This window comes from Pseudomonas sp. TS_SC_3 (genome assembly GCF_056156225.1).
This window is the reverse complement of the sequence record NZ_CM149586.1, coordinates 3,098,918-3,119,820: the sequence shown is the minus strand read 5'-3', so window position 1 is coordinate 3,119,820 and position 20,903 is coordinate 3,098,918. Positions and strand designations below refer to the sequence as shown.

Sequence of the window (20,903 nt, the reverse complement as noted above, 5' to 3'; positions counted from 1 at the left end):
GGCCATGCCCTGTACAGGATATTTTCATGAGCCAAGCCATTGCCACCCAGAATAGCGTCAGTAGCCTTACCGGCCTGTTGATGCCGCTGACTGACCGCACATTGTTGTTGCCCAACGTGGCAGTGGCCGAGCTGATTCCCTATCGCGCGCCGCAGGTCAGTGAAGGCATGCCCAGCTGGTTTCTGGGGCAAATTGCCTGGCGTGATTTGCGCCTGCCGCTGCTCTCCTTCGAGGCCGCTTCCGATGGTCAGGCGACGGTCAGCCCAGGCTCGCGGGTAGCGGTGATCAATGCCTTGGGCGGTCGTCCGGCGGTCAAATTTATTGCCGTGCTGGTGCAGGGCATTCCGCGCTCGATCAAGGTCGGTGCCGAGCTGGTGCGCGCGGATGTCGCCTTGTCGCCGCTGGAGCTGGATGCGGTGCAGTTTGGCGAGGCGGTATTAAAGATCCCGGACTTACTCGGGTTGGAGCAGAAGCTGGCGGATGCTGGATTGATCTGACCGACAACAAACAAAAAGCCCGCGTTAGCGGGCTTTTTTATGGCTTGAGCTGAGAGCCTTTATACGATCTCGCGAGCTAGAGTCCGGCAAGGCAAAAAACGGCAAGGAAGCGGAGTGTACTTTTGTACAAGAGCATTCCGACTGGGCTCGCATCCGAGCCGGTTTTTAACGCAGCAGGGCCGACGCGCAGCCGATCGTAGGAAGGCTCTTAGAAATCGCCCCACAACTGCTGCGCCACACTGAGTGCCACCACTGGTGCAGTCTCCGTGCGCAGCACACGCGGGCCGAGGCGGGCGGCGTGGAAGCCCTGGGTTTTGGCCAAGGCAACTTCGCTCTCGTTCAGGCCGCCTTCCGGGCCGATCAGAAAGGCCAGCGACGTAGGCTGCGGATGGCTGGCCCAGGGCTCGGCGACCGGGTGCAACACCAGCTTGAGTTCGGCGGTTACCTGGTCCAGCCAATCGTTCAGGCTGATCGGTGGATGAATAATCGGCAGCACCGAGCGACCGCATTGCTCGCAGGCGCTGATCGTCACTTGCCGCCAGTGCGCCATGCGCTTGTCGGCGCGTTCATCTTTGAGGCGCACCTCACAGCGCTCGCTGACGATCAGGCTAATTTCATTGGCGCCCAGCTCGGTGGCTTTCTGAATCGCCCAATCCATCCGCTCGCCGCGCGACAGGCCCTGGCCTAGGTGAATGTGCAGGGGCGATTCAGCCTGGCCGGGGAACGCTTCGCGCAACTCAACGCGCACGTTTTTCTTGCCCACTTCGATCAGTTCGCCCAGGTATTCCTGACCGCTGCCGTCGAACAGTTGCACCGCATCGCCCACGGTATGGCGCAGCACACGGCCAATATAGTGAGCCTGGGCTTCCGGCAGCTCGTGCTGGCCGATGGACAGAGGGGCGTCGATAAAGAAACGGGATAGGCGCATAAGAGGTGAACCTAGAGTAAAAGCGCGAATTCTAGCCGTAGGCTGTGCTGTGCGCATTGAGATCCGGAGGGTGGATGACGCTCTTTTCATCCACCGTATATCGCAAGGGTGGATGGGTGAAGCGTCAGCTACGCGCCCCGATCCAGCCTACATCAGCCCGGATCGCGAAAGCCGGGGTAGTTGCCGTTGCCCTGCGCCACGCTGACCGAGGTGCGGGTGGCGAGGTCGATACCTTCGCTGGCCACTTCCGCGAGAAAGTCGATCTGCTCAGGGGTAATCACGTAAGGCGGCAGGAAGTACACCACGCTGCCCAGCGGGCGCAGCAGTGCACCGCGCTCCAGCGCGTGCTGATAAACCTTGAGGCCACGGCGTTCCTGCCAGGGGTAAGCGGTCTTGCTGGCCTTGTCCTGGACCATTTCGATGGCCAGAGCCATACCGGTTTGGCGCACCTCGGCAACATGCGGATGGTCGGCCAGGTGTGCGGTGGCGCTGGCCATCCGTGCGGCCAGGGCTTTGTTGGCCTCGATTACATTGTCCTGTTCGAAGATATCCAGGGTCGCCAGGGCAGCTACGCAGGCCAGCGGATTGCCGGTGTAGCTGTGCGAGTGGAGGAAGGCGCGCAGGGTCGAATAGTCGTCGTAGAACGCCTGGTACACCGCGTCGGTGGTCAGACAGGCGGCCAGCGGCAGATAGCCGCCAGTCAGGGCTTTCGAGAGGCAGAGGAAATCCGGGCGGATGCCGGCCTGTTCGCAGGCAAACATCGTCCCGGTGCGGCCGAAGCCGACGGCAATCTCGTCGTGGATCAGGTGCACGCCATAGCGGTCGCAGGCCTCACGCAGCAGCTTGAGGTAGATCGGGTGGTACATGCGCATGCCGCCGGCGCCCTGGATCAGCGGCTCGACAATCACCGCCGCCACCTCATGACCGTGCTCGGCCAAGGTTTGCTCCATATGGGCAAACATGGCGCGCGAATGGGCTTCCCAGCTCATGCCGTCGGGGCGGAAGTAGCAATCCGGGCTGGGCACCTTGATGGTGTCGAGCAGCAGCGCCTTGTAGGTGTCGGTAAACAGCGCCACATCGCCCACCGACATCGCTGCGATGGTTTCGCCGTGATAACTGTTGGAGAGGGTGACGAAGCGTTTTTTCGCCGGCTGGCCGACGTTGAGCCAGTAGTGAAAGCTCATCTTCAATGCGACTTCGATGCAGGATGAGCCGTTGTCGGCGTAGAACACCCGGTCCAAGCCCGCTGGGGTCATGTTGACTAGACGCTCGGACAGCTCGATCACCGGCTGATGGCTAAAGCCGGCGAGGATCACGTGCTCCAGCTGATCGACCTGATCCTTGATGCGTTGGTTGATCCGGGGGTTGGCGTGACCGAACACGTTGACCCACCAAGAACTCACCGCATCGATATAGCGCTTGCCGTCAAAGTCCTCCAGCCACACGCCTTCGCCGCGTTTGATCGGCACCAGCGGCAGCTGCTCGTGGTCTTTCATTTGCGTGCAGGGGTGCCAGAGTACTTTCAGGTCACGCTGCATCCACTGGTCATTCAGGCTCATTGCTCGGCTCTCTCAATCATCTGCGCCAAGCCTATCAGAAGCACTGCAGGGCATGGACGGCACAACCGTGCTTGAGGCCCACGCCTGCGCTGATCCGCTCTATCATGCGCCTGTAGCCGGGCCGCTGAACTTCGAGGCGTGTCGCTCGGCTAAATTCGCTGAGTTTAAAGAGGTGAGCACGCATCGTATTTCCCGATATTTCAAAGCGAAAATTTCCGCTTTTAGTCGATAGGTTTGTTGCTAGTCTTGCTCCACTCGCGGTCTTGGTTCTTCTTTATCGGAAAGTTTGCAATGCAATGGCGCAATAGTTCTTCTCACTACGGCCTGGTCAGCATTCTGCTGCACTGGCTGGTGGCGGTGGTCGTGTTCGGCCTTTTTGGCCTGGGTTACTGGATGGTTGGTCTGGACTACTACAGCAGCTGGCGCCAGACCGCACCGGACCTGCACAAGAGCATCGGCCTGGTGCTGTTTACTGTGATGCTCGGTCGCGTGCTGTGGCGTTGGTTCAGCCCGCCACCGGCAAGTTTGCCTAACCACGGGCGGATGACCCGCCTGGCCAGCAAGTTGGGCCACAGCTTTCTTTACCTGGGGCTGTTTGTGCTGATGATTTCCGGCTACCTGATCTCTACGGCAGACGGTCGCGGCATTCCGGTATTTGGCCTGTTTGAAGTACCGGCCAGCCTGACCAGCATTCCTGATCAGGAAGACGTAGCCGGGCTGGTGCATGAATACCTGGCGTGGGCGCTGGTGATCTTCGCTGGCATTCACGGCCTGGCTGCGCTGAAACACCACTTTATTGATCGCGACCGTACGCTTGTGCGGATGTTCGGTCGCTAGTTGGATTTGCTGTTTCCGGGGCTGGACTGGCCCCATCTCACACTCACAAGGAGTATGCCCATGTTGAAGAAAACCCTCGTAGCCCTGGCACTGGGTGGCGCACTGATTGGCGCTGGTCAGGCGATGGCAGCCGATTACGCCATCGACAAACAAGGCCAGCACGCCTTCGTTAATTTCAAGATCAGCCACCTGGGCTACAGCTGGTTGTACGGCACCTTTAAGGATTTCGACGGCAGCTTCAGCTTTGACGCCGCCAAGCCGCAGGACAGCAAGGTCAACGTGACGCTGAACACCGCCAGCGTCGACACCAACCATGCCGAACGCGACAAGCACATCCGCAGCGATGATTTCCTCAGCGTCAGCAAGCACCCTACCGCGACCTTTGCGTCCACCTCGGTCAAATCCACCGGCGAAGGCACGGCTGATATCACCGGCGATCTGACCCTCAATGGCGTGACCAAGCCAGTGGTGATTGCTGCCACGTTTATCGGTGAAGGCAAAGACCCATGGGGCGGCTACCGTGCCGGCTTCGAGGGCAGCACCACGCTGAAGCTGAAAGACTTTGGTATCACCAAGGATCTGGGCCCAGCTTCGGAAAGTGTCGAGCTGATTCTCTCGGTTGAAGGCGTACGCAAGTAAGCTTGCCAGGCGGGACATAACCCGCCTGTTTAGATCTGCACCAACAAAAACGCCGCCCAATGGGCGGCGTTTTCGTGTGCGGCTAGCGGACTATGACTCTTCGCGGTTGCGCGTCAGCAGGGCCGGCTTTTCGCCGCGCGGACGTGCGCTCGCCAATTCGTCGAGCTGCTCCGGCGTCGGCAGGCGATCCAGACGCGAACCTTTGTGCACGATCACCGGTTGCTTGTCGCTGGGTGCCTTCGCGGTACCTTCGCGACGCGGCAACTCGTCACGGTTCAGCGAGGTGATGCGAGTGTCACGCGGCGGACGTGCCCGGCCCGAGCCATTGCGCCCCTGACCACCTGGTGCACCTGAGCCCGCACCTGAGCGGCGGCCTTGTGCGCCAGCGCCAGTAACTGCGCCACCGCCATTGCTGCGCGGCGGCTTGGCTGGGCGCGCCCCCAAACCAACACCGTTGCTGGCGCTTGGGCCGCTGGGTGTTGCAGGCGCACCGGACCGACGGCCACGGTTCTGCTGCTTGTTCTGGTTCGGGCTTACATAGTCGGCACGGTTGCCGAAATTATCGATTTCATCGTCGCGGAACTCGTCCGGCGCGCGGTCCGGAGGGAGTGCGGGTACCGCGGGTGTGCTGGCGCGAGCCGGTGACGCGCTGCGCGGCTGTTGGCTACGAGCGCCCTGAGGCTTGCTGCGGCTGCTGCTGTCACGGCCGCTGTCCTTGCCTTTGTCCTTGCGTCCGCCGCCATGGCGTTCGCCTTCTGGCTTGGCACCGCGTGGTTGACGTGGCTTCTGCGGTTCACGCACTTCCGGGCGTTCGGCCTCAACCGTGCTGGCATCAAAACCAAGCAGATCGCCGTCACCGATCTTCTGCTTGGTCATGCGCTCGATGCCCTTGAGCAGCTTCTCTTCATCCGGCGCCACCAGGGAGATCGCCTCACCACTGCGGCCAGCGCGGCCAGTACGGCCGATGCGGTGCACGTAATCTTCTTCGATATTTGGCAGCTCGAAGTTGACCACGTGCGGCAGCTGATCGATATCCAGGCCGCGGGCGGCGATATCGGTGGCCACCAGGATGCGGACCTTGCCAGCCTTGAAGTCGGCCAGGGCTTTGGTACGGGCGTTCTGGCTCTTGTTACCGTGGATCGCCACAGCCGGCAGGCCGTGTTTATCCAGGTACTCGGCCAGGCGGTTGGCGCCGTGCTTGGTGCGGGTGAACACCAGCACCTGTTCCCAGGCGCCCGCGGTGATCAAGTGGGCGAGCAGGGCGCGCTTGTGGCTGGCTTGCACGCGGAATACGCGCTGTTCGATGCGCTCGACCGTGGTATTCGGCGGCGTCACTTCGATGCGTTCCGGGTTGTGCAGCAGCTTACCGGCGAGATCGGTGATGTCTTTCGAGAAGGTCGCCGAGAACAGCAGGTTCTGGCGCTTGGCCGGAAGCTTGGCCAGGACCTTCTTCACGTCATGGATAAAGCCCATGTCGAGCATGCGGTCGGCTTCGTCGAGGACGAGGATTTCCACGTGCGACAGGTCGATGGCGCGCTGGTTAGCCAGGTCGAGCAGACGGCCGGGGCAGGCCACCAGTACATCGACGCCTTTGGCCAGGGCCTGGACCTGCGGGTTCATACCAACGCCGCCAAAGATGCAGGCGCTGACGAATTTCAAATCGCGGGCATACAGCTTGAAGCTGTCATGCACCTGGGCGGCCAGTTCGCGGGTCGGGGTCAGTACCAGGACGCGCGGTTGTTTCGGGCCGTGACGCTGTTCGCGATCCGGGTGACCGTTGGGGAACAGCCGCTCAAGGATCGGCAGAGCAAAACCGCCTGTCTTACCTGTACCCGTCTGGGCCGCCACCATCAGGTCGCGACCTTGCAACGCGGCGGGGATAGCCCGCTGTTGCACCGGAGTGGGTTGGGTGTAGCCGGCGGATTCGACCGCACGGACTAAAGCCTCGGAGAGACCGAGGGAGGCAAAGGACATGTGTAATCCTGTCTAGTGAGGGCGTTGCCCTATGGGGTGTATTGCCTGGCTTGAATCACGCTTGGGGGGCGTAATCCCGTCCGGTACTACTGGCCTCTGGGGGCTAGCATCCGGGCGCAAGCCTGGCGGGAAGGCCCGAGTATAACAGAGCAGCCGGTCTGTGCGAGCGTCTGCCTGCTCGGTGGTTGCGCGTTGTTGCTGTGCCAGCAAAAACGCGGCTTTCAGCGGTTTAGCGGGTCAGTTTGTAGCAGGGTACGTAGGCGCTGTTGCCCGGCAGCTTCATCCGGTGTTGATCAACGAAGGCCTGCAGCAGATGGTCGAGCTGCTGCATGATGTCGCGTTCGCCGGTGATGGCGTAGGGGCCATGCTGCTCAATCAAACGAATGCCCTTGTCCTTGACGTTACCCGCAACAATCCCGGAAAACGCCCGGCGCAGGTTTGCTGCCAGCTCGTGTGCGGGCTGCTCGCGGGTCAGCTTGAGGTCGGCCATATTGGCGTGCGTCGGCTCGAAGGGGTGCTGAAAGCTCTCATCGATTTTCAGCAGCCAGTTGAAGTGAAACGCATCGTTGTGTTCGCAGCGGAACTGCTTGACCGCCTTGATCCCGCCCGCCATTTCTCGGGCGACCTGTTCCGGGTCGTCGATAATGATGCTGTAGCGTTGTTGCGCCGCTTCACCCAGGGTGGCGCCGATAAACGCATGCAGCTGCTCAAGGTAGGCGGCGGCGCTGCGGGGCCCGGTCATGATCAGCGGGAAGGGAATGCCGTGGTTATCCGGGTGCATCAGGATGCCGAGGAAATACAGCAGCTCTTCAGCCGTGCCAGCACCGCCGGGGAAGATGATGATGCCGTGACCAACACGGACGAAGGCCTCCAGGCGCTTTTCGATGTCCGGCAGAATCACCAGCTCATTGACGATCGGGTTGGGTGCTTCGGCGGCGATGATCCCCGGCTCCGTCAGGCCCAGATAACGGCCGTGCACGTTGCGCTGTTTGGCGTGGGAAATGGTCGCGCCCTTCATCGGACCTTTCATCACGCCAGGGCCGCAGCCGGTGCAGATGTCCAGGCCGCGCAGGCCCAGTTCGTGGCCGACTTTCTTGGTGTATTTGTATTCTTCGGTGCTGATCGAGTGGCCGCCCCAGCACACCACGATCTTCGGCTCGACGCCGGCGCGCAGGGTGTGGGCGTTGCGCAGCAGGTGGAAGACGTAATCGGTGATGCCCTGGGAACTGCCGAAATCGACGCGTTTATTTTCCAGCTCGCTCTGCGTGTAGACAATGTCGCGCAGGGCGCTGAACAGCATCTCGCGGGTGCTGGCGATCATTTCACCATCGACGAAAGCATCCGCGGGGGCGTTGAACAGCTCCAGGCGGATGCCGCGATCCTGCTGCAGGATGCGGATCTCGAAGTCCGGGTAGGCTTCCAAGATGGTCTTGGCGTTGTCGCTGTGCGAGCCGGTATTGAGGATGGCCAGGGCGCACTGACGGAACAGTGCATAGACGCTACCGGAGCCGGTTTCGCGCAGCTGCTGTACTTCACGCTGCGAGAGGGTTTCCAGGCTGCCTTTGGGGGCAACTGAGGCGTTGATGGTTTTTCGTGCGGCCATTGCGGCGCTCCATGGTTGTGATACCGCGTAAGCCCTACATGGCTAGACGCTTGCTGAAAGTATGCTCGTGACTGAGTGCTTTGGACTATGGGTTGCCCCGGTAGTGCGTTGCAAAAGGCTACCGTGGTTTGCCAGGCGAGTGGTGAAAAGGCGTTGATGCCAGGCTGGGTGGCCATAGTGCGTGGCCGGGAACCCCCAGCACCCGCAGGGCGTGGGTGCCGGGGAGCCGCCGTGAAGCGTTAGCGTGGCAGCTTGAGGTTGTTCCAGATTGCCAGGCTCGGCTCAGCCTGGTTCATGCTGTAGAAGTGCAGGCCTGGGGCACCGCCTTGCAGCAGGCGCTCGCACATTTCAGTGATGACCTGCTCGCCATAGGCTTGGATGCTGCCCGTATCGTCACCGTAAGCTTCCAGCTGCTTGCGTACCCAGCGTGGAATTTCCGCACCGCAGGCGTCGGAAAAGCGCGCCAGCTTGCTGTAGTTGGTGATCGGCATAATGCCCGGCACCACGGGGATATCCACACCCAGTTTGCGCACGCGCTCGACAAAGTAGAAGTAGCAGTCGGCGTTGAAGAAATACTGGGTGATCGCACTGTCCGCACCGGCTTTGGCCTTGCGTACGAAGTTGGCGATGTCGTCTTCGAAGTTACGCGCCTGCGGGTGCATTTCCGGGTAGGCAGCGACTTCGATATGAAAGTGATCGCCAGTCTCTTCGCGGATAAAACTGACCAGTTCGTTGGCGTAGCGCAACTCGCCACTGGCCATGCCCATCCCGGAGGGCAGGTCACCGCGCAGGGCAACAATGCGTTTGATCCCGGCGCTTTTATACAGGCCCAGCAAATCACGCAGCTCCGCTTTGCTGTCACCGACGCAGGACAGGTGCGGCGCCGCCGGCACTTTGATCTCGCCATCGAGTTGCAGCACGGTGTTCAGCGTGCGATCACGGGTGGAGCCCCCAGCACCGTAAGTGCAGGAGAAGAAATCGGGGTTGTAGGTCGCCAGTTGGCGCGCCACATTCATTAACTTTTCGTGCCCAGCGTCGGTCTTGGTGGGGAAGAACTCGAAGCTGTAACGGCGTTCTTGGCTCATAGGGTTTCTAGCCTTGGAAACGCAGGGTGGATGGTGTTGTGCCACCCACCCTGCAGAAAGTCGGCGGTGGATAAGCCGTGTGGCTTACCCACCCTACGCATTAGTAGCGGTAGGCGTCCGGCTTAAATGGGCCTTCCACGGTCACGCCGATGTAGTCGGCCTGAGTCTTGGTCAGCTGCGTTACCACGCCGCCAAAGCCCTTGACCATTTCCAGGGCCACTTCTTCGTCGAGCTTCTTCGGCAGCACTTCTACGGTCAGACGCTCGGCTTTCTTGTCAGCCGACAGGTCAGCGAACTTCTGCTCGAACAGGAAGATCTGCGCCAGCACTTGGTTGGCGAACGAGCCGTCCATGATCCGGCTTGGGTGGCCAGTGGCGTTGCCCAAGTTAACCAGACGGCCTTCGGCCAGCAGGATCAGGTAGTCATCGTTGTGCGGATCGAAGCTGCCAGCGCCGGTGCGGTGAATCTTGTGCACCTGCGGCTTCACTTCTTCCCACGCCCAGTTCTTGCGCATGAAAGCGGTGTCGATTTCATTGTCGAAGTGACCGATGTTGCAGACCACAGCGCGCTTTTTCAGGGCCTTGAGCATGTTGGCATCGCAAACATTGACGTTACCGGTGGTGGTCACCAGCAGGTCGATCTTGCTCAGCAGTTGGGCGTCGATGCTGGCGGCGGTGCCATCGTTGATGCCATCGATGAACGGCGAAACCACTTCGTAGCCGTCCATGCAGGCCTGCATGGCGCAGATCGGGTCCACTTCGGTGACGCGTACGATCATGCCTTCCTGACGCAGCGACTGCGCCGAGCCTTTGCCCACGTCGCCGTAGCCAATCACCAGCGCTTGCTTGCCGGACAACAGGTGGTCGGTGCCGCGCTTGATCGCGTCGCTCAGGCTGTGACGGCAGCCGTATTTGTTGTCGTTCTTGCTCTTGGTCACCGAGTCATTGACGTTGATGGCCGGGATCTTCAGCTCGCCCTTGGCCAGCATGTCCAGCAGGCGGTGTACGCCGGTGGTGGTTTCTTCGGTCACGCCGTGGATGCGCTCGAGCATCTGCGGGTACTTCTTGTGCAGGATCTCGGTCAGGTCGCCGCCGTCGTCGAGGATCATGTTGGCATCCCATGGCTGGCCATCTTTAAGGATGGTCTGCTCGATGCACCACTCGTACTCTTCTTCGGTTTCGCCCTTCCAGGCAAACACCGGGATGCCGGCAGCAGCGATGGCCGCAGCAGCCTGGTCCTGGGTGGAGAAGATGTTGCAAGACGACCAGCGTACTTCGGCGCCCAGTGCAGTTAGGGTTTCGATCAGCACGGCGGTCTGGATGGTCATGTGGATGCAGCCGATGATCTTCGCGCCCTTGAGCGGCTGCTCACCAGCGTATTTGCGGCGTAGGCCCATCAGGGCTGGCATTTCGGATTCGGCGATGATGGTTTCGCGACGGCCCCAGGCAGCCAGGGAAATGTCGGCGACTTTAAAATCGTTAAAAGCGGCGCTCATAAAAAGCTCTCCATTCGTTGTCTGCGAATGGGCGCCGTTGATGCGTATGGTTAACGCCCCATCCGAGCCTGACAATCTCTGTTGAACAGAGTTTGCTGCAGCGCCCCTCGGACAGGTGGCGGGAGCAACCGGAGCGGTGCCGGTTGCGTGAAGCGGAGGTGATTATAGCCATGCTGAGGATTTAGCCAAAGGCTTTCCGTCGCCCCGCCTCAGTACGGGTGGTAGCCTTGCGGCATTGGGTAGTCGGGATCAGTCATGGGCAATCACAAAATCGAGATTCGCCGCCGCAACGTCGAGAAGATTCTGCTGGGTGCGGAAAAGGTCTTCGCCGAGAAGGGCCACGGCGGTACGTCCATGGGCGACATCGCCGAAGAAGTCGGGCTGCCGCGTTCCAACCTGCATTACTACTTCAGCACCAAGGATGAGCTGTACCGCGAGGTGCTGCTTGGCCTACTGGAGGTGTGGAAGCAGGACGCGCTGTGTTTCGAAATGTATGACGACCCGCGCGTGGTACTGAGTACCTATATCCGCGCCAAGATGAACCACTCGCGCAGCCGCCCGCATGGCTCCAAGGTCTGGGCCAACGAGATTATTCACGGTGCAACCATGCTCGGTGAGGCGCTCGATAAGAGCCTTTACAGTTGGGCCAAGATGAAGGAAGCGAAGATCCGCCAATGGATCGACGACAAGCGCATCCTCGCCGTCGAGCCGTCGGCTTTGCTGTATATGATCTGGGCCTCGACGCAGCATTACGCGGATTTCAGCCATCAGGTCAGCGTGCTTAACGAGCATCAGCCACTGTCCGAGCTGCAGTTCGAGCGGGCGGTGCAGACGGTGACCAGTGTGATTTTGCGTGGGATTGGGCTGGAACCTTAACGACTGTGATCGCGGGCAAGCCCGCTCCTACAACAACGCTGAATCCGTAGGAGCGGCGGGGCGCCTAGTTCTTGCCCGCGATATATTTGATGGAGTGGTGTGGTTACGACGCCACGCGATACGGATTGCGCGGGTCGTGGTTCCAGTCGAGGAAGGGCTTGCCGGTGTCCTGGGGCACCATTTCGATGCAGTTCTCCACCGGGCAGGTGATTTGGCACAGGTTGCAGCCCACGCACTCTTCGTCGATCACCTCGTACTTATGCGTGCCGTCGGCCTGGGTCAGGCTGGCGATGGCCTGGTGTGAGGTGTCTTCGCAGGCGATGTGGCAGCGACCGCAGCCGATGCAGGCGTCCTGGTCGATCTTGGCAATCACCTGGTAGTTGATGTCCAGGTACTTCCAGTCGGTGGTATTGCCCACCGCACGGCCTGAGAAATCCGCGAGGTTTTCGTAGCCCTGACTGTCCATCCAGCGCGACAGGCCGTCCTTCATCTCCTCGACAATGCGAAAGCCATGCAACATGGCTGCTGTGCACACCTGCACCGCGCCGCAGCCCAGTGCGACAAACTCCGCCGCATCGCGCCAGCTGCCGATGCCGCCGATGCCGCAGATCGGCAAGCCTTGGGTTTGCGGGTCGCGGGCGATCTCGGCGACCATGTTCAGGGCGATGGGTTTGACCGCCGAGCCGCAATAACCGCCGTGGGTGCTCTGGGTGCCGACGATGGGGTGGGCGATCATGCGATCGAGGTCGACGCTGGTGATCGAGTTGATGGTGTTGATCAGCGACACCGCATCGGCTCCACCGCGATGGGCGGCGCGGGCCGACAGGCGCACGTCGGTAATGTTGGGCGTCAGTTTGACGATCACCGGCAGCGAGCTGTAGGTCTTGCACCAGCGCGTGACCATCTCTACGTATTCCGGCACCTGACCGACCGCGGCGCCCATGCCGCGTTCGGGCATGCCGTGGGGGCAGCCGAAGTTCAGTTCGATGCCGTCGCAGCCGGTGGCTTCCACCAGTGGCAGGATGGCTTTCCAGGACTCTTCGACGCAGGGCACCATCAGCGACACGATCAGCGCGCGATCCGGCCAGTCCTTCTTCACCTGGGTGATTTCGCGCAGGTTGATTTCCAGCGAGCGGTCGGTGATCAGCTCAATGTTATTAATGCCCTGCACTTGGCGATTCGGGCCGAAATGTGCCGAATAGCGCGACGACACGTTGACCGCCGCCGGGTCTTCGCCGAGGGTCTTCCAGACCACGCCGCCCCAGCCGGCTTCGAAGGCGCGGACCACGTTATAGGCTTTGTCGGTGGGTGGCGCGCTGGCCAGCCAGAATGGGTTGGGGGCTTTGATTCCGGCGAATTCGATGGACAGATCGGCCATTTATGCGGCCTCCACGTTGAGCATCAGATGAGAGTGGATGGCCTCGGCGGCCAGCTTGCCGTGCTGCACGGCTTGTACGGTGAGGTCCTGGCCGAGGGCGGTGCAGTCGCCGCCGGCATACACGCCGGGCACGCTGGTTTGCAGATGGGCGTCGACCCAGATGCGTTCGCCCTCACGCTTCAGCTCACGGGCCAGCGGATCGCCCAGGGCGGAACCGTCAAAGGCCTGACCGATGGCGGTAAAGATGGCGTCGGCGGCCAGCTCGAAGGTCTGCCCGGTGCTCTGCAAACGACCGTTCTCCACGCGGGTGCGGGCGAAGCGCATACCGCGCACCTGGCCCTGGTCGTTCAATAGCACCGCATCCGGTTGTGCCCAGGTCAGCAGGCGTACCTGGTTGGCCTTGGCGATGTCCTGTTCGTGCTCGGTGGCGCCCATTTCCTCGAAGCCGCGGCGATAGACCAGATTGACGTCGCGGGCACCGAGCTTGCTCATCTGCACGGCCATATCGATGGCGGTATTGCCGGCACCGAGCACGATGCAGCGCTCGGCCACGGGTAACTGGGTCAGGTCATCGCTTTGCCGTAGTTCGCGGATGTAATCGGTGGCGGCGAGCAGGCCCGGTGCGTCTTCGCCTGGCAGACCGAGGCGTTTGCTGGCCGCCAGGCCGATGCCGAGGAATACCGCGTCGAACTGCTGGTGCAGCTCGCTCAGGCTGAGGTCGTCGCCCAGTTTGTGGCCATGGCGGATCTCGATGCCGCCGATCTGCAGAAGAAAATCCACTTCGCGCTGGGCGAAATCGTCGACCAGCTTGTACTTGGCGATGCCGTATTCATTAAGGCCGCCGGCTTTCTCGCGGGCCTCGAAGATCACCACCTCATGGCCGTGCATGGCCAGGCGATGGGCGCAGGACAGCCCGGCAGGCCCGGCGCCGACCACGGCGATACGCTTGCCACTGGCTGGCACGCGCTGAAACGGGTGCTCGCTGAACTGCGCGTTATCGATGGCGTAGCGCTGCAACAGGCCGATCAGCACCGGCGCGCATTCCTGGGCGTTGTTGCGCACGCAGGCCTGCTGGCAAAGGATTTCGGTCGGGCACACTCGCGCGCAGCTGCCGCCAAGGATGTTCGCCGAGAGGATCTTCTCGGCCGCGCCCTGGACGTTGTCATGGCTGATATTGCGGATAAACGAGGGGATGTCGATCTCGCTCGGGCAGGCGTTGACGCACGGCGCGTCGTAGCAATACAGGCAGCGGGCGCTTTCTAGGGCGGCCTGGCGAGGGGTGAGCGGCGGGGCCAGATCGCTGAAACGATCGGCCAGTTCGGCGGCGCCGGCATCCGGTCGCGGCAAATGGCTGAGAGTGTCTATCACGGTTATTGCCTCACGGTTTTATGGCTTTTATTGGCAGTTAACAGCGTATAAGCGGCCGTCCGGCCTCTATGGGCCGGTGCGGCGAAGTCATCAGTGGTGCCTGTTTGGCGGCTAGCGCTCGACGGCAGTCGGGCGGTTCTGCTCGGCGCGTTTACTGAGCAGGTCGAACACCGCCGGGTAGGCCGGTCGCTCGACATAACGGCCAGCGCCGCGTTCGGCGCGCAGGTCGCCATCGACCCAGACCAGCTTGCCCTGGCTGATGGTATGGCTGGGCACGCCGCGTACGGTCTTGCCTTCGAAGATGTTGAAGTCCACCTGCTGGTGATGCGCCTTGGCTGAGATCGTCCTTGTGCCCTGTGGGTCCCAGAGCACCAGGTCAGCATCGGCGCCGACGCGCAGCGCGCCTTTGCGCGGGAACAGGTTGAAGATTTTCGCGGTGTTGGTGCTGGTCAGCGCGACAAAGTCGGTGATCGACAGCTTGCCGCTGTTGACGCCTTCATCCCAAAGCACGGCCATGCGGTCTTCAATGCCGGCGGTGCCGTTGGGGATCTTGCTGAAGTCGTCGCGCCCGGCGGCTTTTTGCTCGGCACAGAAGCAGCAGTGATCAGTCGCGGTGGTGTGCAAGTTGCCCGATTGCAGGCCGCGCCAGAGTGCCTCCTGATGCCCGCGTGGGCGGAATGGCGGGCTCATCACATAGCCGGCGGCGGTCTGCCAGTCCGGGTGGCGGTACACGCTGTCATCCAGCAGCAGATGGCCGGCCAGCACCTCGCCGTATACCGGCTGGCCCTTGGCGCGGGCATAGGTGATTTCATCCAGCGCTTCCTGTGTCGAGACATGCACCAGGTACAGCGGCGTACCGAGGGTTTCGGCAATGCGGATAGCGCGGCTGGCAGCCTCACCTTCCACTTGCGACGGCCGCGACAGCGGGTGCGCTTCCGGTCCGGTCAGGCCCTGGGCCAGGAGTTTCTGCTGCAGGTGATAGACCAGCTCGCCGTTTTCCGCGTGCACCGTGGGCACTGCACCCAGCTCAAGGCAGCGCTCGAAGCTCGCCACTAACGTGTCGTCGGCGGCCATGATGGCGTTCTTGTAGGCCATGAAATGCTTGAAGCTGTTGACCCCGAATTTGGCCACCAGCTCGCCCATTTCGGCGGCGACCTGCTCGCTCCACCACGTGATGGCGACATGGAAGCCGTAGTCGGACGCTGACTTCTCCGCCCAGCCGCGCCAGGTGTGGAAGGCTTCGAGCAGCGATTGCTGTGGGTTGGGAATCACGAAATCGATGATCGAGGTGGTGCCGCCCGCCAGTCCGGCAGCGGTGCCGCTGAAGAAGTCTTCGCTGGCCACCGTGCCCATAAAGGGCAATTGCATATGGGTATGCGGGTCGATGCCGCCGGGCATCAGGTACTGGCCGCTGCCATCGAGCGCCTGACAGCCCGCGGGGGCGTCGAGGTTATCGCCAATGGCTTGGATCAAACCGTCGGCGCAGAGCACATCGGCGCGGTAGCTTTGCTCATGGGTAACCAGGGTGGCACCACGGATCAACAGCGACATAGCGAGTTCCTCTCAGGCTGACCGGTGCGTGCCGGTTCTTGGTGTTATGGCCTGTCAGGCGAGGGTTTTGTATTCCTGTCATGCCTGACAGGAATTGAATCTAGTCGCTGCTATGTGATTGATCAAGATTATTTTAAGGTCCCATTTTAACTATTTAAGTCATTGATATTTAAGGAGTAAATATAAAAATCTGCAAAATGGTGCAGCCGCTCACCATTTTGACGCACTTGACAAGAACCAAATATGGTCAAGATTTCCTATGCAAAATCAGGCGCTTAAACCAGGCGGCGAACAGGCGGTGGTGGCAGAAAAAATAGTTGCCTGCACCACTTTGAATCCTGACTAGGTAGACAGGCTTGCGTATTGGATCGAGAGCGTCCCGGCAGAGTCGATTGTGCAACTCTGGCCGGTTTACTGAAAGGCATATAAAACAAGTGATTAGCAGTTTTTATTGCGCGTTGTGGATGAGGTGAACAGGTTCCCGGCACGCTTATTGATAGCCGTCGCTACCAAGCTGGCCGGCCCTGAGATGGAAATGTACTCCGGCCATCGCGAACGGCCGTTTGGCAGTGCAACCCCTGCCGAGCGGCGGTTAAGCCCGATGAGCGAATAATCAGAACAATGACTGGAGAGGCCCATGCAACAGAGCAGATCGCAAGTGACTCAACGCGATGGCTTGTACGAACTGGCCGCAGGCCCCGACGTACTCGACAGCCCGCGCTACAACCACGACATCGCCCCGACTAAGGTGCACGAGCGCACCTGGAACAAGTGGCATATCACCGCGCTGTGGGTCGGCATGTCGATCTGCGTGCCGACCTACACCCTGGGCGGCGTACTCACCGCCTACTTTGGCCTGTCTGTCGGTGAGGCGCTGCTGGCGATTCTGCTGGCCAATATCATCGTGCTGATCCCGCTGACGCTGAACGCCTTCCCCGGCACCAAATACGGCATTCCCTTTCCGGTGTTGCTGCGTTCGTCATTTGGGGTAATCGGCTCCAACGTGCCCTGTCTGATTCGTGCCGTGGTCGCGTGCGGCTGGTTTGGCATTCAGACCATGTTCGGCGGCCTGGCCATTCACCTGCTGTTGGGTTCGATCTTCGAGGGCTGGAAGAGCCTGGGCGGCACCGGTGAGGTGATCGGCTTTATGATTTTCTGGGTGCTCAACCTGTGGGTGGTGCTGCGCGGTGCCGAGTCGATCAAGTGGTTGGAAACCCTCTCTGCGCCGCTGCTGGTGCTGGTCGGTGCCGGCCTGCTGGTGTGGGCGCTGCCCAATGTGTCGATGAGCGAACTGCTGGCGCAGCCGGCCAATCGCCCGGAAGGCGCCAGCGTGACCGGTTACTTCCTCGCCGGCCTGACTGCCATGGTCGGTTTCTGGGCCACCTTGTCGCTGAACATTCCCGACTTCAGCCGCTACGCGAAAAGTCAGAAAGACCAGATCATCGGTCAGGTGATTGGCCTGCCGCTGACCATGTTCTTGTTTGCTGCTCTGGGTGTGGTGATGACCGCTGCGTCGGCTTCCCTGGTGGGTGAAACGGTGTCTGATCCGGTCAGCCTGATCGGCCATATCCAGAGCCCCGGCTGGGTCGCCCTGGCCATGGCGCTGATCATCGTTGCCACGCTGTCGACCAACACCGCAGCGAATATCGTTTCGCCCACCAACGACTTCCAGAACATCGCGCCCAAGCTGATCAACCGCACCAAAGCGGTGATCCTCACCGGCCTGATCGGCCTCGGTTTGATGGGGCACGAACTGCTGAAGAAGCTCGGCCTGCTGGTCTCCGACCTGAGCCTGGAAAGCGTGTATTCCAACTGGTTGCTGGGTTATTCCAGCCTGCTCGGGCCGATCGCCGGGATCATGGTGGTGGACTATTTCCTGATCAAGAAACAGCGCCTCGACCTGGCCGGCCTTTACCGCGATGACGTGTACCCGGCGTGGAACTGGATCGGCTTTGTCGCCTTTGCCGTACCCGTGGCGCTGACCTTGCTGTCGCTCGGCAGCAGCGCCTTTAGCTGGTTCTACGACTACGGCTGGTTTACCGGCTCCTTCCTGGGCGGGCTGATCTATTTCGGCCTGTGCAGCCTGCGTAGCGCGCAGCCTGTGGCGACCAAGGCGCCGGTTTAAGGCAACAGCATCGCGGGCAAGCCCGCTCCTACAAGGACAACGCGCACCTGTAGGAGCGGGCTTACCCGCGAAACGATTGAGCAGGCGCGTCCAGCGCTAACGGAATAATCAGAAAGGCCCAAGGAGAACACCATGAACACTGCCGCTGAGGTTCTGCAATCCAGCCAGCCGCACATCAACTGCGAACGCCTGTGGCAATCGCTGATGGAGCTGGCGCAGCTCGGGGCCACCGTTAAGGGCGGCGTGTGCCGCCTGGCGCTGACCGATCTCGACCGCCAGGCGCGCGACTTGTTTGTGCGCTGGTGCGAGGCCGCCGGCTGCACGGTGACGGTCGATGGCGTGGGTAATATCTTTGCCCGTCGCCCCGGGCGTAATGCCGCGCTGCCGCCGGTGATGACCGGCAGCCATATCGATACCCAGCCCACCGGCGGCAAGTTCGACGGCTGTTTCGGCGTGCTGGCGGGCGTCGAGGTGCTGCGCACCCTGAATGACCTGGGCGTGCAGACCGAAGCGCCGCTGGAGGTGGTGGTGTGGACCAACGAGGAGGGCTCGCGCTTTGCCCCGTGCATGATGGGCTCTGGCGTATTTGCCGAGAAATTCACCCTTGAGGAAACCCTGGCCAAGCGCGATGCCGAGGGCATCAGCGTCGGTGAGGCCTTGAATGCAATCGGCTACGCCGGCACTCGCGCAGTAACCGGTCATGCGGTGGGCGCTTATTTCGAGGCGCACATCGAGCAGGGGCCGATCCTTGAGGACCAAGGCAAGACCATCGGCGTGGTGCTCGGTGCACTCGGGCAGAAGTGGTTCGATTTAACCCTTAAAGGCGTCGAAGCCCATGCAGGGCCAACGCCCATGCACCTGCGCAAGGATGCGCTGGTCGGTGCCGCAGCCGTGGTCGCGGCGGTCAATCGGGTGGCGCTGGCGCACCAGCCGCATGCCTGTGGCACGGTCGGTTGCCTGCAAGCCTACCCCGGCTCGCGCAATGTGATCCCCGGTGAAGTGCGCATGACCCTGGATTTTCGTCATCTCGAACCGGCGCGGTTGGACTCGATGATTGCCGAGGTGCGTGGGGTGATCGAAGCGACCTGCGCCACGCACGGCCTGAGTTTTGAGCTGACGCCGACGGCGGATTTCCCGCCACTGTATTTCGAGCAAGGCTGCGTCGAGGCGGTGCGTGGTGCGGCAACTGGGTTGGGTTTGTCGCACATGGACATTGTCAGTGGCGCCGGGCATGACGCGATCTTCCTGGCCGAGCTGGGCCCCGCCGGAATGATTTTTGTGCCGTGCGAAGGCGGCATCAGCCATAACGAGATCGAGAATGCCGCGCCAGCCGACTTGGCCGCAGGCTGCGCGGTGCTGCTGCGGGCGATGCTGGCGGCTTCGGTGGCGCTGGCCGAGGGCAAATTGGCAGCATGATTGGCTGAATTACCGCTGCATTACCGATGACAGTCATGGACGCGAGGTAGGGTTGCAGGCCAAGCTGCGACCTCTTTGTGCAAACCTTGGAGTTGCCATGACTGTTGCCTATTGGTGCGTGTTGATCGCGCTGTTTCTGCCCTACTTGTCCACCGCCACGGCCAAGGCTGTCAGCGGTGGTTTCAGCCCCAAGCACAACCGCGATCCGCGGGCGCTACTGGATAACCTCAGTGGCGTTGGCCGGCGCGCCAACAATGCCCAGCTCAATAGCTTTGAAATCACCCCGGCCTTTTCGGCGGCGGTGATCATCGCCCACCTGGTCGGCGGCGCTGAGCAGTCGCTGATCGATCAGCTGGCGATAGCCTTTATCGCCAGCCGTATTGTTTACCTCATCTGTTACCTGGCCGACTGGGCGACCGTGCGTTCGCTGGTGTGGTTCGTCAATATGGGTCTGATTATCAGCCTGTTCGTTGTCTCGGTTTAACCCGGCTGGCGAGCGTGGGCGCGGGGTTTGTGCTCTGCGGCAACACACCACGCTTGGCCGTTGGGGAGCGGGTGGCGATACTGTTGCCCGTTATTCACTCGGTTGTTGGCATTGAAGGTGTTATGAAGCTTAAAACCCTGTCCCTCGTTTTACTGGCACTGGCTGTGAGTGGCTGCGGCGGTGTCGATCCCAATTCCCCGCAAGGCCAGCGTCAGGCCATTTTTAAGCAAATGCTTAAAGTCAGCGAAAACCTGGGTGGCATGCTGCGTGGGCGAGTGGCGTTTAAAGAGCAGGCGTTTGTGGAGGGCGCCGCTGAGCTCGACCAGCTGACGCGCACGCCTTGGCAGCACTTCCCGCAAGTGCGTGAAGAGGAAGGCGAGAGCCGGGCCAAGGATGAGGTGTGGCAGCGCCAGGCACGTTTTCAGGAGCTGGCCCAGGCGATGGAGGCCAGCACCGCCGCCCTGGTTACCGCCACTGCCGCCCAACCGCTAACGGCCGAGGTGCTGAGTGCGCCGATGCAGCGTGTCGAAGACAGCTGCAAGGCATGCCATGAAGAGTTCCGCGCTTTCTAGCACGGCACGCGACCTGCTTGTGCCGTGCCTGCTGCATGACCGGCGCGGCCTGCGCGCATCGGTTAGTGCGCGCAGGCCTGCAGTTAAACAGCCATTAAGTTAGTGGCTGAGCGCATCACGGGCTTGCTGTAATTCGTTGTGCGCTTCCTGCAGTTTGCGCTGGCGTTTGCTGATGTCGTCTTGATCGCCTTCGGCCTGGGCGTCGCGCAGGTCTTTCTCGCGCTCGCTGACTTCCTCTTCGGCTTCACTCACCTTGGCTTCGCGTTCTGCGCGCAGCTCGCCATCGTTGCAGTGATTTTCAACTTGCTTCAGGGCTTTTTCCAAGCCGGCTTGCTGACTGCTGTTGCCGTGGCTTTTGGCTATTTCCAGTTGCTCAGCAATAGCCTGGCGCTTGGCGGCGCAGCCAGTGAGTGGCGCGGTTGTGTGTTCCGCGGCGTAAGCGAATGTGCCGGTCAGCAGCAGGGCGCTCAGAAGGAGTGTTTTGTGCATGGATTTACCTCGATATAAGTGTGTGCA

Annotated in this window: 18 protein-coding genes and 1 riboswitch; of the genes, 8 read left to right on the top strand and 10 right to left on the bottom strand. The window is 61.3% G+C overall.

The genetic code is table 11. The annotated features are described in order from the left end of the window. Nucleotides 1-26 precede the first annotated feature (26 nt). A complete protein-coding gene (locus AC0J6G_RS14765) occupies nucleotides 27-497 on the top strand; it encodes a chemotaxis protein CheW (RefSeq protein WP_475248925.1) in 471 nt (156 codons plus the stop codon). A 208-nt stretch (nucleotides 498-705) separates the two neighbouring features. Here the strand turns inward: AC0J6G_RS14765 and AC0J6G_RS14760 are convergent, their stop codons facing one another. Further along, the gene (locus AC0J6G_RS14760; RefSeq protein ID WP_475248923.1) at nucleotides 706-1,425 is read right to left on the bottom strand and encodes a 16S rRNA (uracil(1498)-N(3))-methyltransferase; all 720 of its coding nucleotides are present in this window, start codon (nucleotides 1,423-1,425) and stop codon (nucleotides 706-708) included. Nucleotides 1,426-1,577: 152 nt separating this feature from the next. Next, on the bottom strand, nucleotides 1,578-2,984 hold the full coding sequence (locus AC0J6G_RS14755; protein ID WP_475248921.1) for an adenosylmethionine--8-amino-7-oxononanoate transaminase: 1,407 nt from the start codon (nucleotides 2,982-2,984) through the stop codon (nucleotides 1,578-1,580). 291 nt (nucleotides 2,985-3,275) lie between these two features. On the opposite strand from AC0J6G_RS14755, the gene AC0J6G_RS14750 reads away from it, so the two are divergent. Together AC0J6G_RS14750 and AC0J6G_RS14745 are read left to right on the top strand one after the other, a co-directional pair. Beyond that, complete coding sequence (locus tag AC0J6G_RS14750) at nucleotides 3,276-3,821, top strand: cytochrome b (RefSeq protein ID WP_475248919.1); 546 nt, start codon at nucleotides 3,276-3,278, stop codon at nucleotides 3,819-3,821. Between the two features lie 60 nt (nucleotides 3,822-3,881). Beyond that, nucleotides 3,882-4,460, top strand: coding sequence for a YceI family protein (locus tag AC0J6G_RS14745; protein ID WP_475248918.1), 579 nt, complete (start codon nucleotides 3,882-3,884; stop codon nucleotides 4,458-4,460). Between the two features lie 90 nt (nucleotides 4,461-4,550). On the opposite strand, the gene AC0J6G_RS14740 is transcribed toward AC0J6G_RS14745, so the two are convergent. The 4 genes from AC0J6G_RS14740 to ahcY form a co-directional block, all read right to left on the bottom strand. Beyond that, a complete protein-coding gene (locus AC0J6G_RS14740; RefSeq protein ID WP_475248916.1) occupies nucleotides 4,551-6,434 on the bottom strand; it encodes a DEAD/DEAH box helicase in 1,884 nt (627 codons plus the stop codon). A gap of 229 nt (nucleotides 6,435-6,663) precedes the next feature. Next, nucleotides 6,664-8,037 (bottom strand): nucleotide 5'-monophosphate nucleosidase PpnN, encoded by a 1,374-nt coding sequence (gene ppnN / locus AC0J6G_RS14735; RefSeq protein ID WP_475248914.1) that lies wholly within the window; start codon nucleotides 8,035-8,037, stop codon nucleotides 6,664-6,666. A gap of 239 nt (nucleotides 8,038-8,276) precedes the next feature. Then, on the bottom strand, nucleotides 8,277-9,122 hold the full coding sequence (metF, locus tag AC0J6G_RS14730; RefSeq protein WP_475248912.1) for a methylenetetrahydrofolate reductase [NAD(P)H]: 846 nt from the start codon (nucleotides 9,120-9,122) through the stop codon (nucleotides 8,277-8,279). 100 nt (nucleotides 9,123-9,222) lie between these two features. Then, nucleotides 9,223-10,617: an adenosylhomocysteinase gene (gene ahcY / locus AC0J6G_RS14725; RefSeq protein WP_475248910.1), complete on the bottom strand. Its 1,395-nt coding sequence runs from the start codon at nucleotides 10,615-10,617 to the stop codon at nucleotides 9,223-9,225. A 22-nt stretch (nucleotides 10,618-10,639) separates the two neighbouring features. Then, nucleotides 10,640-10,732: riboswitch (S-adenosyl-L-homocysteine riboswitch) on the bottom strand. Between the two features lie 140 nt (nucleotides 10,733-10,872). Here ahcY and AC0J6G_RS14720 point away from each other — a divergent pair. Further along, nucleotides 10,873-11,493 carry a TetR family transcriptional regulator C-terminal domain-containing protein gene (locus tag AC0J6G_RS14720; RefSeq protein WP_475248909.1) on the top strand — a complete coding sequence of 207 codons (621 nt, stop codon included), beginning with the start codon at nucleotides 10,873-10,875 and terminating at the stop codon, nucleotides 11,491-11,493. 103 nt (nucleotides 11,494-11,596) lie between these two features. Here AC0J6G_RS14720 and preA read toward each other — a convergent pair whose 3' ends face one another. The 3 genes from preA to hydA form a co-directional block, all read right to left on the bottom strand. Beyond that, nucleotides 11,597-12,871, bottom strand: coding sequence for an NAD-dependent dihydropyrimidine dehydrogenase subunit PreA (gene preA, locus AC0J6G_RS14715; protein WP_475248907.1), 1,275 nt, complete (start codon nucleotides 12,869-12,871; stop codon nucleotides 11,597-11,599). Next, on the bottom strand, nucleotides 12,872-14,239 hold the full coding sequence (locus AC0J6G_RS14710; RefSeq protein ID WP_475248905.1) for an NAD(P)-dependent oxidoreductase: 1,368 nt from the start codon (nucleotides 14,237-14,239) through the stop codon (nucleotides 12,872-12,874). Nucleotides 14,240-14,350: 111 nt separating this feature from the next. Next, the gene (hydA, locus tag AC0J6G_RS14705) at nucleotides 14,351-15,790 is read right to left on the bottom strand and encodes a dihydropyrimidinase (protein ID WP_475248903.1); all 1,440 of its coding nucleotides are present in this window, start codon (nucleotides 15,788-15,790) and stop codon (nucleotides 14,351-14,353) included. A 637-nt stretch (nucleotides 15,791-16,427) separates the two neighbouring features. Here hydA and AC0J6G_RS14700 point away from each other — a divergent pair. The 4 genes from AC0J6G_RS14700 (at nucleotide 16,428) to AC0J6G_RS14685 (ending at nucleotide 20,387) form a co-directional block, all read left to right on the top strand. Then, nucleotides 16,428-17,915 carry an NCS1 family nucleobase:cation symporter-1 gene (locus AC0J6G_RS14700; protein ID WP_475248901.1) on the top strand — a complete coding sequence of 496 codons (1,488 nt, stop codon included), beginning with the start codon at nucleotides 16,428-16,430 and terminating at the stop codon, nucleotides 17,913-17,915. Between the two features lie 132 nt (nucleotides 17,916-18,047). Continuing rightward, nucleotides 18,048-19,331, top strand: a complete 1,284-nt coding sequence (locus tag AC0J6G_RS14695) for a Zn-dependent hydrolase (protein ID WP_475248900.1) — start codon at nucleotides 18,048-18,050, stop codon at nucleotides 19,329-19,331. A 97-nt stretch (nucleotides 19,332-19,428) separates the two neighbouring features. After that, nucleotides 19,429-19,815 carry an MAPEG family protein gene (locus tag AC0J6G_RS14690; protein WP_475248898.1) on the top strand — a complete coding sequence of 129 codons (387 nt, stop codon included), beginning with the start codon at nucleotides 19,429-19,431 and terminating at the stop codon, nucleotides 19,813-19,815. A 122-nt stretch (nucleotides 19,816-19,937) separates the two neighbouring features. After that, entirely contained in the window at nucleotides 19,938-20,387 is a 450-nt protein-coding gene (locus AC0J6G_RS14685; protein WP_475248896.1) for a c-type cytochrome, read from the top strand. A 99-nt stretch (nucleotides 20,388-20,486) separates the two neighbouring features. On the opposite strand, the gene AC0J6G_RS14680 is transcribed toward AC0J6G_RS14685, so the two are convergent. Then, nucleotides 20,487-20,876, bottom strand: coding sequence for a DUF1090 domain-containing protein (locus AC0J6G_RS14680; protein ID WP_475248895.1), 390 nt, complete (start codon nucleotides 20,874-20,876; stop codon nucleotides 20,487-20,489). Nucleotides 20,877-20,903 lie beyond the last annotated feature (27 nt).

Bases quoted from the DNA above. Each gene is read 5' to 3' on its own strand.
- AC0J6G_RS14745 (WP_475248918.1), top strand. From the start codon at position 3,882: ATGTTGAAGAAAACCCTCGTAGCCCTGGCACTGGGTGGCGCACTGATT.
- AC0J6G_RS14690 (WP_475248898.1), top strand. From the start codon at position 19,429: ATGACTGTTGCCTATTGGTGCGTGTTGATCGCGCTGTTTCTGCCCTAC.
- AC0J6G_RS14685 (WP_475248896.1), top strand. From the start codon at position 19,938: ATGAAGCTTAAAACCCTGTCCCTCGTTTTACTGGCACTGGCTGTGAGT.
- AC0J6G_RS14740 (WP_475248916.1), bottom strand. From the start codon at position 6,434: ATGTCCTTTGCCTCCCTCGGTCTCTCCGAGGCTTTAGTCCGTGCGGTC.
- ahcY (WP_475248910.1), bottom strand. From the start codon at position 10,617: ATGAGCGCCGCTTTTAACGATTTTAAAGTCGCCGACATTTCCCTGGCT.
- AC0J6G_RS14765 (WP_475248925.1), top strand. From the start codon at position 27: ATGAGCCAAGCCATTGCCACCCAGAATAGCGTCAGTAGCCTTACCGGC.
- AC0J6G_RS14680 (WP_475248895.1), bottom strand. From the start codon at position 20,876: ATGCACAAAACACTCCTTCTGAGCGCCCTGCTGCTGACCGGCACATTC.
- preA (WP_475248907.1), bottom strand. From the start codon at position 12,871: ATGGCCGATCTGTCCATCGAATTCGCCGGAATCAAAGCCCCCAACCCA.
- AC0J6G_RS14755 (WP_475248921.1), bottom strand. From the start codon at position 2,984: ATGAGCCTGAATGACCAGTGGATGCAGCGTGACCTGAAAGTACTCTGG.
- metF (WP_475248912.1), bottom strand. From the start codon at position 9,122: ATGAGCCAAGAACGCCGTTACAGCTTCGAGTTCTTCCCCACCAAGACC.
- AC0J6G_RS14750 (WP_475248919.1), top strand. From the start codon at position 3,276: ATGCAATGGCGCAATAGTTCTTCTCACTACGGCCTGGTCAGCATTCTG.
- AC0J6G_RS14720 (WP_475248909.1), top strand. From the start codon at position 10,873: ATGGGCAATCACAAAATCGAGATTCGCCGCCGCAACGTCGAGAAGATT.
- hydA (WP_475248903.1), bottom strand. From the start codon at position 15,790: ATGTCGCTGTTGATCCGTGGTGCCACCCTGGTTACCCATGAGCAAAGC.
- AC0J6G_RS14695 (WP_475248900.1), top strand. From the start codon at position 18,048: ATGAACACTGCCGCTGAGGTTCTGCAATCCAGCCAGCCGCACATCAAC.
- AC0J6G_RS14760 (WP_475248923.1), bottom strand. From the start codon at position 1,425: ATGCGCCTATCCCGTTTCTTTATCGACGCCCCTCTGTCCATCGGCCAG.
- AC0J6G_RS14700 (WP_475248901.1), top strand. From the start codon at position 16,428: ATGCAACAGAGCAGATCGCAAGTGACTCAACGCGATGGCTTGTACGAA.
- ppnN (WP_475248914.1), bottom strand. From the start codon at position 8,037: ATGGCCGCACGAAAAACCATCAACGCCTCAGTTGCCCCCAAAGGCAGC.